Origin of the sequence: Shimia marina, from assembly GCF_001458175.1 — a bacterium.
Taxonomy (GTDB): Bacteria; Pseudomonadota; Alphaproteobacteria; order Rhodobacterales; family Rhodobacteraceae; genus Shimia; species Shimia marina.
In genome coordinates, this window is sequence record NZ_CYPW01000017.1 from 225,574 (window position 1) to 236,244 (window position 10,671).

General features: G+C 57.5%; 13 protein-coding genes. 8 read left to right on the plus strand and 5 right to left on the minus strand.

Going from position 1 to position 10,671, the window contains the following annotated elements; all coding sequences use genetic code 11:
* Positions 1-321: 321 nt before the first annotated feature.
* Positions 322-972, minus strand: coding sequence for a carbonic anhydrase (locus tag SHM7688_RS09435; RefSeq protein WP_058239673.1), 651 nt, complete (start codon positions 970-972; stop codon positions 322-324).
* A 148-nt stretch (positions 973-1,120) separates the two neighbouring features.
* Between SHM7688_RS09435 and SHM7688_RS09440 the strand changes: the two genes are divergently transcribed.
* The 4 genes from SHM7688_RS09440 (at position 1,121) to speB (ending at position 4,903) form a co-directional block, all read left to right on the plus strand.
* Positions 1,121-1,501 (plus strand): hypothetical protein, encoded by a 381-nt coding sequence (locus SHM7688_RS09440; RefSeq protein WP_144432537.1) that lies wholly within the window; start codon positions 1,121-1,123, stop codon positions 1,499-1,501.
* Positions 1,502-1,675: 174 nt separating this feature from the next.
* Positions 1,676-3,067 (plus strand): leucyl aminopeptidase family protein, encoded by a 1,392-nt coding sequence (locus SHM7688_RS09445; RefSeq protein WP_058239675.1) that lies wholly within the window; start codon positions 1,676-1,678, stop codon positions 3,065-3,067.
* Entirely contained in the window at positions 3,067-3,933 is an 867-nt protein-coding gene (locus SHM7688_RS09450) for a C40 family peptidase (protein WP_083499005.1), read from the plus strand. The genes SHM7688_RS09445 and SHM7688_RS09450 overlap by 1 nt, the downstream gene beginning before the upstream one ends.
* Positions 3,934-3,949: 16 nt before the next feature.
* Complete coding sequence (speB, locus tag SHM7688_RS09455; RefSeq protein ID WP_058239676.1) at positions 3,950-4,903, plus strand: agmatinase; 954 nt, start codon at positions 3,950-3,952, stop codon at positions 4,901-4,903.
* 70 nt (positions 4,904-4,973) lie between these two features.
* On the opposite strand, the gene SHM7688_RS09460 is transcribed toward speB, so the two are convergent.
* Positions 4,974-5,321, minus strand: coding sequence for a DUF2794 domain-containing protein (locus tag SHM7688_RS09460; protein WP_058239724.1), 348 nt, complete (start codon positions 5,319-5,321; stop codon positions 4,974-4,976).
* Positions 5,322-5,893: 572 nt separating this feature from the next.
* On the opposite strand from SHM7688_RS09460, the gene SHM7688_RS09465 reads away from it, so the two are divergent.
* Positions 5,894-6,244 carry a c-type cytochrome gene (locus SHM7688_RS09465; RefSeq protein ID WP_158500684.1) on the plus strand — a complete coding sequence of 117 codons (351 nt, stop codon included), beginning with the start codon at positions 5,894-5,896 and terminating at the stop codon, positions 6,242-6,244.
* A 19-nt stretch (positions 6,245-6,263) separates the two neighbouring features.
* On the opposite strand, the gene SHM7688_RS09470 is transcribed toward SHM7688_RS09465, so the two are convergent.
* Positions 6,264-6,545 carry an I78 family peptidase inhibitor gene (locus SHM7688_RS09470; RefSeq protein WP_058239678.1) on the minus strand — a complete coding sequence of 94 codons (282 nt, stop codon included), beginning with the start codon at positions 6,543-6,545 and terminating at the stop codon, positions 6,264-6,266.
* Positions 6,546-6,691: 146 nt separating this feature from the next.
* Between SHM7688_RS09470 and SHM7688_RS09475 the strand changes: the two genes are divergently transcribed.
* Positions 6,692-7,828 carry an S-(hydroxymethyl)glutathione dehydrogenase/class III alcohol dehydrogenase gene (locus tag SHM7688_RS09475; protein WP_058239725.1) on the plus strand — a complete coding sequence of 379 codons (1,137 nt, stop codon included), beginning with the start codon at positions 6,692-6,694 and terminating at the stop codon, positions 7,826-7,828.
* A 70-nt stretch (positions 7,829-7,898) separates the two neighbouring features.
* Here the strand turns inward: SHM7688_RS09475 and SHM7688_RS09480 are convergent, their stop codons facing one another.
* On the minus strand, positions 7,899-8,519 hold the full coding sequence (locus SHM7688_RS09480) for a TetR/AcrR family transcriptional regulator (RefSeq protein ID WP_058239679.1): 621 nt from the start codon (positions 8,517-8,519) through the stop codon (positions 7,899-7,901).
* A gap of 137 nt (positions 8,520-8,656) precedes the next feature.
* On the opposite strand from SHM7688_RS09480, the gene mbfA reads away from it, so the two are divergent.
* Positions 8,657-9,631, plus strand: a complete 975-nt coding sequence (mbfA, locus tag SHM7688_RS09485) for an iron exporter MbfA (protein WP_058239680.1) — start codon at positions 8,657-8,659, stop codon at positions 9,629-9,631.
* On the opposite strand, the gene SHM7688_RS09490 is transcribed toward mbfA, so the two are convergent.
* Positions 9,628-9,978 (minus strand): winged helix-turn-helix transcriptional regulator, encoded by a 351-nt coding sequence (locus tag SHM7688_RS09490; protein ID WP_058239681.1) that lies wholly within the window; start codon positions 9,976-9,978, stop codon positions 9,628-9,630. The two genes, mbfA and SHM7688_RS09490, sit on opposite strands and share 4 nt — an antisense overlap.
* Before the next feature lie 72 nt (positions 9,979-10,050).
* Between SHM7688_RS09490 and SHM7688_RS09495 the strand changes: the two genes are divergently transcribed.
* On the plus strand, positions 10,051-10,671 hold a 621-nt coding region (locus SHM7688_RS09495; protein ID WP_233486606.1), incomplete at its 3' end, for an EamA family transporter.

Genomic DNA, 10,671 nt, shown 5'->3' on the forward strand with positions numbered 1-10,671 from the left:
TCTCGAAAATTCGCGCTCAGCCACAATTCTGACACGATTGGCGCGATTTCTGCCGCAGTTATGCGGCAGGGAGAGGTCTGGGGAACGGCTCTGAGGGAACCTGTGCTGTTCGTTCACTTCACTGAACGCTTCACACACTCACGGAATGCCTGCAACGCTGCGTTTCAGGACAGCCCGCCAAGGAAGACGGACCGCGCCGTAGATGAACGGCAACGAGTTTCCGGACCGCGCAGTCATACCTTATGAGCCAAAAAAGCCCGCGTCCTGACACGCGGGCTTTTTCATTAAAATCTGTATCGTGTTGGCCGCAGAACCTTGAGGTCAGACCTGCACAAAACCCTTCTCTGCGTTGTCGTAGGCTTCCAGTCCGCCTTCAGCGATATTGTGCCACAAGCCATGCAGCGTCAGCGTCCCGGCATCGACACGCTCTTTCACAAACGGGAAGGTCATAAGATTGTCCAATGACACCAGCACAGATCGCTTTTCCAGTGCCCGCGCCTGCTCGGTTGGGTCTTTAATTTTAGCCACATCCTCATAGCCCGGACGCAACACATCCATCCAACGCCCAACGAAGCTGTCCTTGGCTTCAAGCGCCGGTGCGTGCCCTTTGCACATATCAATACAGCCCTGCACGCCACCACACTGACTGTGCCCCAAAACAACAACATGCGCCACTTTCAAAGCGGTTACAGCATATTCGATTGCAGCACTGGTGCCGTGCTGGTTGCCGTCTGGCTGGAACGGGGGCACGAGGTTGGCAATATTACGGTGGATGAAGAATTCACCCTGATCAGCCCCAAAAATGGATGTCACATGCACACGGCTGTCACAGCAGCTGATGATCATTGCGCGGGGGTGCTGACCCTCGGTGCCAAGATGCCGATACCAGCTCTGATTTTTTTCGTATGTTGTGGCCTTCCAGCCTTGGTAACGTTGCACCAGATACGACGGCAGAGGTTTGATATGGTCCATAACATCTCCTAAAGCGTTTCAAGCGAGATAAGGCATATTTAGCTGTAATTCGAGAGAAAAGACCCGCCCCGAGAAACTTTTTGAGAAGGTTTGGGCCCCATTTATGGATCAACCGTTGGGGGTGCCACGGAAATACTGGGGTGAAACTATGTCACAAATTGCGATGCTTAAAATGTCTGAGCAAGCTGTCGTCGACCAGGACGAGCTTGCACGTGTTCTGATCCGGATGGATCCGTCCGAAGCAGAAGAAACCTTCATGGGACTGATCAAGTCCCTGACAGATCATCTGGCGATATCAGAGCAACATCTGCAAGCCTACAACCTGTCAGAACTGGCAGACACAATGGCTTTGGTGGAACTGATTTCAGGCCGTCTGTGCATGACGTCTCTGGCACAGGTCGCTGAGGATGTGATGCATTGCTGCGATCGCAACGATGGCGTGGCGCTTTCTGCGACACACGCCCGTCTGATCCGCATCGGCGAATGTGCATTGCGTGAAATCTGGGATCTGAAGCGCGACTACATCTGAGCGCTTACATCTTACGCATCCAAACCGCTAAAGCAGGGCGCATTTCCGTCTGATCCGCCAGAGGCACTTGTATCTTTGCCCTTGCGAAAAGACTTTGAACAAGCGTTTCAATTCAAATGCAAACTGCTCTAGGCTGCCCTCAAAACAGCCACATGCCGGTTCAAAAGGTGCGTCATGACACTCACATTCGCTTCTCCCGAGTCCGACTCGATTATTCCACTACAAGTGCTGGACAGCGCTGGGTTTGACCAATGGAAAGAGGCTCAACCCGACGCGCTGCGCCGCTTTGTGGAGGCCTCCGGCTTCAAACCGACGATTGGCCAAACTCTGTTGGTGCCTGATTCTGATGGTGCGCCCATGATCGCGCTCGCAGGTTTTGGCTCCGAGCAGGCCCGCGCCCGCAGCCGGTTTCCGCTGGCGGCCGCCGCTACCAAACTACCCAAAGGCACCTATGCGCTGACCACGCCCCTCCCGGCTGGGGATCTGGAAACAGAGGCCCTAGGCTGGCTTCTGGCCGGCTACGCCTTTGATCGCTACGCCAAAAACACTGGGAGCAGTGCCAAACTGATCTGCCCAGAAGGCCTTGACGCGCCCCGTATCGAAGCCATCGCCGCAGGCGAAGCCCTGACCCGTGACCTGATCAACACGCCCGCGAGCGACATGGGCCCGCAGGATCTTGAAAAAGCCGCGCGGGCGCAGGCCGCGCGTTTTGGCGCCACCTGCACTGTGGTGACCGGTGCTGCGCTTCTGGAGCAGAACTTCCCGATGATTCACACCGTGGGACGCGCCGCCGCCCCACATCGTGCGCCCCGGCTGATCGACATGCGCTGGGGCACATCCGGCCCCACCCTGACGCTGGTTGGCAAAGGGGTGTGCTTTGACACCGGCGGCCTAAATCTCAAACCCGGCGGCTCCATGGGTCTTATGAAAAAGGACATGGGCGGTGCAGCAACCGTGCTTGGGCTTGCGGAAATGATCATGGCACTCCGTCTGCCCATACAGTTGCGCGTGCTGATCCCAGCGGTGGAAAACGCTGTTTCGGGCGACAGCTTCCGCCCCGGCGACATCCTGACCTCCCGCAAAGGGCTGACGGTAGAAGTCAACAACACCGACGCCGAAGGCCGCCTCGTGCTTGCGGATGCATTGGCCTTTGGAGCCGAAGAGAACCCAGACATGATGATCTCCATGGCCACGCTCACGGGGGCCGCGCGTGTGGCCGTTGGACCGGATCTGTCGCCCTACTACTGTGATGATGGCAGTTTTGTCAGCGCGGTGGAAACCGCCGCACAGGCCGTGGCCGATCCGGTTTGGCGCATGCCTTTCTGGGATCCCTATGAGAAAATGATTGAGCCCGGCATCGCTGATCTGGACAATGCGCCTTCGGGTGGCTTTGCCGGTTCCATCACCGCCGCCCTCTTCCTGCGCCGCTTTGCCGAGGGGCAGCGTTACGCCCATTTTGACATCTATGGCTGGAACCCCTCCGCCGCCCCCGCCCGCCCCAAAGGCGGCGTCGGCATGGGCGCACGGGCACTGCTGGCCGCGCTGCCAGACATCCTGTCTCTGTGATGGGCGCGCCAACAGACCGCCGCCTGCTGGCCAGCACCGGCAAAGTCGCCGCAGAGCATCTGCGCGGCTTGGTAGACGCGGAGCGTTTTGTCACGCCAACGGCTTATCGTGTGGCCATGGTTGTCACCGATCTGCTCTCCGCCCCGCATGGCAGCCGCGAGCGGCAACTTCTGCGTGGCGAAATCGTCAATGTGGTGCATGTGGAAAAGGGCATGGCCTTTGGCTATGCCGAGAAAGATGGCTACGTGGGCTGGATCGACATTGGCGATGTGCTCAGCCATCCCAAACAGGTACCCACACATCGTATCGCCGCAGCCCGCAGCTATGCGAAATCCACCTCGGGGCTTAAGACGATGGGCCTTGTGACGCCGCTGTCGATGGGCACCCGCCTGGTGGTTTTGGGAGAGGACGACGGCTGGGCGCGCATTGCCTGGGACGGGGGCAAAATCACCCGCGATCTCTATGTGCCCAGCGGCCACCTTGCCCCCGATGATCACGTCGAAAGCGATCCCGTCGCTGTGGCAGAACGACTGATTGGCACACCTTACCTCTGGGGCGGCAATGCCAGCTTTGGCATCGACTGTTCAGGCCTTGTGCAAATGGCCCTACTGGCCTGCGGCATACCCTGCCCCGGTGACAGCGACCTGCAGGAAGCGCATTTTGCGGAGGCCACCAGCCCTTATCAGCGCGGTGATCTGCTGTTCTGGAAAGGCCATGTTGCGATGGTCTGCGATCCCGACACTTTGGTGCACGCCAACGCCCACCATATGGCCGTGGCCCATGAACCGATAAACGCCGCCATCGCGCGCATCGCCACTCAGGGCGACGGCCCCGTAACGGCCCACCGCCGGCCAGAGCTGCCATAATAGACGGAGACACCCCATGAGCGACGCTTTCTTTCAACCCGTTTCCGGCATGGAACTGCCGCGCTTTGCAGGCATGCCCTCTTTCATGCGCCTGCCGTTCATGGATCTGGAGCATGACAGGATTTCAGAGGTGGATATCGGCCTTATTGGCGTCCCATGGGACAGTGGCACCACCAATCGTCCGGGCCCACGCCATGGCCCACGACAGTTGCGGGATGCCTCTACCATGATCAGGGCGCAAAACGGGGCCACCGGTGTGCGCCCGTTTGATCTCATGAACTGCGCCGACCTTGGAGATGTCGGCCCCAACCCAGCGGACATTCAAGACAGCATGGCCCGGATTACGCATTTCTATGACACGGTCCTGTCCAAACAAATCATGCCACTGACAGCAGGTGGCGATCACCTGACCTCTCTGCCAATTCTCCGGTCTCTGGCCAAGGATGCTCCGGTTGGCATGGTCCACTTTGACAGTCACACCGACCTCTATCACAGCTATTTTGGCGGCACGATGTACACCCACGGCACGCCGTTCCGCCGCGCGGTAGAAGAAGGCTTGCTGGATCCAAAGCGTGTGGTGCAAATCGGAATTCGCGGCTCCACGTATGATGACGAAGACACGGATTTTGCCAAAGCTGTGGGCATCCGAGTAATCCGCATCGAAGAATTCTTCCAACGCGGCCTTCAGGATGTCATGGCAGAAGCGCGCGACATTGTTGGCAATGCCCCAACCTATGTGAGCTATGACATTGATTTTGTCGACCCGACCTTCGCCCCCGGCACAGGCACACCCGAAGTTGGTGGCCCCAACAGCTTTCAGGCACTGGAAGTGGTCCGGGCGTTAGATGGGCTGAACATCATTGGGGCTGATCTGGTCGAAGTCTCCCCGCCGTTTGACAGCGCAGGGGGCACCGCCTTCCTTGGGGTCTCCATCATGTTTGAACTGCTCTGCATCATGGCGCGACGCTGACAAAAACACTGGGGGTGGGGCGCCCCCCCAATTTCACGCGCACCAGAGGTTTACCTCACACAATGAGGCGTCACTCCACCGCGCGGATCAATTTGCGCTCCAAGACGCGCAACACGGTTTTCAGATCGTGGCCGCGTTTGAGCACCTGTCCATCCATGCCAATCACCGCATAGAGGCCCTGTTTGTTGCGCAATTTGGGACGCTTTTCGATACGATAGATCGGATTTTCTGCCGTGCGTCGAAACACCGAAAAGACAGCCACCTCCCGCAGGGAGGAAATGCCGTAGTCCCGCCATTCGCCCGCCGCCACCATGCGGCCATAAAGCCCCAGAATGACAGTAAGTTCCGTGCGATGAAACGCGACCTGTGGCGCGGCTTTGAGGGGCGGGTGCAATGCGGTGGGAGGAGGTGTTGTCATACATTCAGACTTGCGCTCTTTCATGACAAAATCAAGTCTACCTCCTGCACTGTGCCCTCCGCCCCACAAAGCACCCCGTTAACCACGTCGCATTTCCGCCACAGATTCTTCCGCAAATGGCCCCGACCCGATCCTTTTTTTGCCGCAGCCAAAGGGCATCTTAGGTACATAGCGAAACTTGAAACGCTACCCTTGGCGGCGCGGCATTATTGCCCCCACCCAGTTCGCGCCGCCGGGGGGCACTTTTCCAGAACATCTTTCCAATACATCGGTTTCTAGATCTTACACTCTGCACAGGGCAGATCCTCCACCTTCGATCTCAGGATTACCACGCACGGTAGGGCACTCAGGCCTCGGCAAAACTTTATGAGAAAAACGTCGAAGGAACAGAAACGTGACCTGGAATCGCCTTGTGTTCTTATATTTTCCTCTTGCCTCCCTGCCCCTGTGTGCGCTGCACTGCCTCAAAGCCACCGACAGGAGCCACCATGCATCACCCTCTCTCTCTCGCTCTTCTCCTCATCGTTGCCACGCCAGCCTGGGCGCACAACGGGGTAAAAGATCCACAGGTCATGGCCCGCATGACTGCGATGGAACACATCGGTGACGCCTTCCAAACACTCGTCAGCATGGCAAAACAAGAGGTCCCGCTGCATCAGGCCAAGGCCCACATGGCCCGTGACACAATCGTCACCCACGCAAGCACAATCACCACCCTCTTCGAAGCGCCAGCAACCGATGCAAAGTCAGAGGCGCTGCCAAATATCTGGGACAACTGGGCGGACTTCAGCGCCAAGGCAGACGACCTCACAAAAGCCGCTCAGGCTCTGGATTTCAAAGATCGCGCAGCTTTGGCCGACACGCTGGGAGCAGTAGGCAGCGCCTGTCGCGCCTGCCACAAACCTTATCGGGAAAAGAAATAAACCCGGAAGCGCACCACACTTAGCCGCAGGAGACCTGCAGGATCTTACCTTCAGCGTCATGCACCACATTCAGCCGGTTTTCATGAAAGTCCATTGTAGCAGCGTCATGCTCGCCCATGACCCGCACCATTTCCGGCACGATCACACCTTCAAGCGCGCTCTTGTCCTGCCCAACAAGAAAGGCAAACGTCGCAGGGTCACAAGTCGTGCTGCCCTGAACTGTGACTTCTTCCTCTCCTTTGCAGGCCACCACAGCCAACAAAGCCATCGCGCCAACCCCAGCCAAAACTCCACGTCGCATCACAGCACTCCTTTGTCGCAAACCAACACATTTGCTTCGCGCCTGCCAACTTGGCTCGACAAGCAAAGCTCTATGCTGTCAATAAGAGATCAACGCGCCGGTGTTTCAACCGCGCTGTGCACCAATCATGGAGGATAGGCAAAATGATGCGCACCCGTGCCGCCGTGGCTTTGGAAGCCGGCAAACCCTTGGAAATCATGGAAGTGAACCTTGAAGGCCCCAAAGCGGGCGAGGTTTTGGTGGAAATCAAAGCCACTGGGCTTTGCCACACAGATGAGTTCACCCGCTCCGGAGCAGATCCAGAAGGTCTGTTCCCCTCCATTCTGGGCCACGAAGGCGCAGGTATTGTGATGGAAGTCGGCGAAGGCGTCACCACGCTGAAGCCCGGCGATCACGTGATCCCGCTCTACACCCCAGAATGCCGCGAATGTCACGCCTGCCTGTCGGGCAAAACCAACCTCTGCACCGCGATCCGTGGCACACAAGGACAGGGCCTCATGCCCGATGGCACCACGCGCTTCTCCATGCTCGATGGCACCCCGATCTACCACTACATGGGCTGCTCCACCTTCGCGAACCACACAGTTCTGCCGGAAATCGCGCTGGCAAAAGTGCGGGACGACGCGCCTTTTGACAAAATCTGCTACATCGGCTGCGGCGTCACCACTGGCATCGGCGCGGTGATCAACACCGCAGGCGTTGAAATCGGCTCTTCTGCGGCGGTCTTTGGCCTTGGCGGAATCGGGCTCAACGTGATCCAGGGCCTGCGTATGGCCGGTGCTGATGTGATCATCGGCGTGGATCTCAACGACGACAAAGCAGAGATGGCCAAGAAATTTGGCATGACCCACTTCGTGAATCCGTCCAAGCTGCCCGAAGGTCAGTCCGTGACCGAGGCAATCATTGAGCTCACCAAAACCGAAAAAGATCAGTTCGGCGGCGTGGACTATTCCTTTGACGCCACCGGCAACGTGCAGGTCATGCGCGACGCGCTTGAATGTTCCCACCGCGGCTGGGGCGTCTCCGTCATCATCGGCGTAGCCCCTGCCGGTGCCGAAATCTCCACCCGTCCGTTCCAGCTGGTCACCGGCCGCGTCTGGAAAGGCACCGCCTTTGGTGGCGCAAAGGGGCGCACCGACGTGCCACAATTTGTGGATTGGTACATGGACGGTAAGATCGAAATCGACCCAATGATCACCCACAAGCTGACTCTGGATGAGATCAACCACGGCTTTGACCTCATGCACGAAGGCAAATCCATCCGCGCTGTGGTGGAATTCTAAACCTCTGTCGAGAAATAACAAAAACGGGTCGCTTCGGCGGCCCGTTTGCTTTTGCGTATTTAGAAAGCGCTCATTTTACACCGTAGCGCGCCATAAACATCGCAACTGCGGCATCCACCACCTGCTCTACCTCAGCCGGTGAAAATTGCCGCTGCACTCCGGTGACCTGACGCAAAAACAACCCGGCCTTGCACAGTTCGGCAAACTGATCGGCCGCCAGACCGTAGTCCTCCACCACCAATTCGCCACGCGCTACGGCCTGACCAAAAAATTCTATCAAGCGGCTTTTCATCACCGCTGGGCCAGTTTCGTAAAACTGCTGCCCAAGCTCGGGAAACCGCTCACATTCTGACACACAGACGCGAAACATATTGCGCCCAAACTCCGACAGAATGATCCCCATCAACCCACGCCCTACAATTGTCAGCACCTCAGGCACCGGTTGTTCTTCGTCCACAGAGGCTTCCAATTGCGCAGCTTGCTGCGTGCATTCCTGTCTTGCCACCTCCATGAACAGCATACGTTTGTCGGGAAAGTAGTTATACAACGTCGCCTTGGAGACCTGCGCCTGCTGCGCGATCACATCCATGCGCACACTTTCGAAACCATGCTGCATGAAAAGCACACGGGCGCTCTCCAAAACTTGCGCAAATTTGCGCCCCTTTCGAATGATCGCAGTTTGTTCATTCATCAGACCGCGTCCAAGCCTCCTCGCTCGCAGGTGTTGCTAGCAGATAGGCAACCCTACACCCCTGCTTCCCTGCGTAGCAAGCCTTGCACTTCCACAGATCATATATATTTTAGAACCATTCTAAATAAGAGGTGAAGATGCGTTTTTCTCCCTATCACAAACGGTTGCGTGACCTGACAGAACAGGAAGTGCTCGCTTTGGCGATCTCCTCCGAAGAAGATGACGCACGCATCTATCGCGGCTTTGCGGAACAATTGCGAGACGCCTATCCTGCGACCGCCAAGATCTTTGATGACATGGCACAGGAAGAAGATGGCCACCGCCAAGCACTCATTGCCAGGCATCAGAGCCAGTTTGGCAATACGGTGCCTCTGTTGCGCCGCGAACATGTGGCCGGGTTCCACAGCCGCCGCCCCATATGGCTCTCCGCCAACCTAAGCCTAGAGGCGATCCGCAATCTGGCCAGCCAGATGGAGCAGGACGCCGAAGCCTTCTATGTGAAAGCTGCCAAACAAGTGACAGATCTTGACACCCGCAAATTGCTCGGTGATCTCGCCGCAGCAGAAGCAGGCCACAAGCACACAGCGGACGATCTGACCGAAACCCACCTTGATCCAGACACACGCGACGATGAAAACGCCCGCGCACATCGTCAATTTGTGCTCACTTGGGTGCAGCCCGGACTGGCCGGGTTGATGGATGGCTCCGTTTCCACGCTTGCGCCGATCTTCGCCACCGCCTTTGCCACGCAAGACACACATACCACTTTTCTGGTCGGGCTCGCTGCATCTGTCGGCGCAGGTATTTCCATGGGCTTCACAGAAGCCGCCTCTGATGATGGCGAACTCTCAGGACGCGGTTCCCCAATCAAACGGGGGCTCGCCTCCGGTATCATGACCACACTCGGTGGTCTGGGGCACGCGCTGCCCTATCTGATTCCCGATTTCTGGACCGCCACCATTCTCGCAATTCTGGTTGTGTTTGTAGAGCTTTGGGCCATCGTCTGGATTCAGAACCGTTTCATGAAAACCCCGTTTGGCCGCGCCACATTCCAAGTGGTACTTGGCGGGGCGTTGGTCTTTGCCGCTGGAGCGTTGATCGGGGGCGGCTAATCGCCCCCATCCGGTGCCCCCAATGCCTCCGCCCATTGTTCAGACCACCCCCCAAAGGGCTGCAGCAGGCTAAAAAGATCCTGCCCCATGGCGGTCAGCTCATACCCCTCATCTCCACGACAGACCAAACCGCTCGCACTCAACTCTTTCAAACGACGATTGAGAACAGAGGGGGAGAGCTGTTCACAGCGATCCTGCAAGGCACGAAAGGTCAACGCACCTTCGGACAGCTGCCAAAGAATGCCAAGCGCCCAACTTCGGCCAAGTAGGTCAAACAAAGCCATAATCGGCTTCCCAGTTTTAGAGCCGCGCACAGGTTGGCCGGGCTTGGGAACATCGGATGTCATAAATTCTCCTTGCTACTCATTTGATAGCAAATTATCGCTACCTAATTAGTAGCAACTCTCAGAGAGACTGTCATGCCCCTTCTTCCTCTACTCGCTGCCCTCGGGGCGTCCTTCGGTTGGGCGAGCGGCATCGTCATTGCGCACAACCCTGCCCAAAAATTGGGGGCCTTTGCCTTCACACGCATTCAGTTGATCGCCTGCGCAACACTGGCCACGCTACTCACAACACTCATGGATCAGTGGACCAATGTGCCTTGGCAATTCTGGCCGGCCTTCCTCATCAGCAGCGCATTTGGCATTCTTCTTGGCAATCTCGCCATGATCGCCTGCCTGCGCCGCGGCGGCCCTCGCCGCACCGAACTCCTGCTTTCTCTCAAGGCCCCAATCGTTGGCCTCATCGCTTTCATATGGTTGCAGGAAACCCCAAGCATCATAGAACTCATCGGCGCTCTCACCGTCCTAAGTGGCGTCTCACTCGCGATCTTCTTCAACAACCCTGCACCTTCAAAAAGTGATCGATCAAATGCGCCCCTGACACACATCCTATTACTCGGCGTGACAGCCACCACCCTGCAGGGGATTGGCTTTCTTGTAATGAAACCCGCGCTACAGGCGGGCCTGACCCCGATCGCAGCAACCGCCATCCGCTTGCTCGGCGCTGCCACTTTGATCTCGCTTATGGCGCTATGGCCC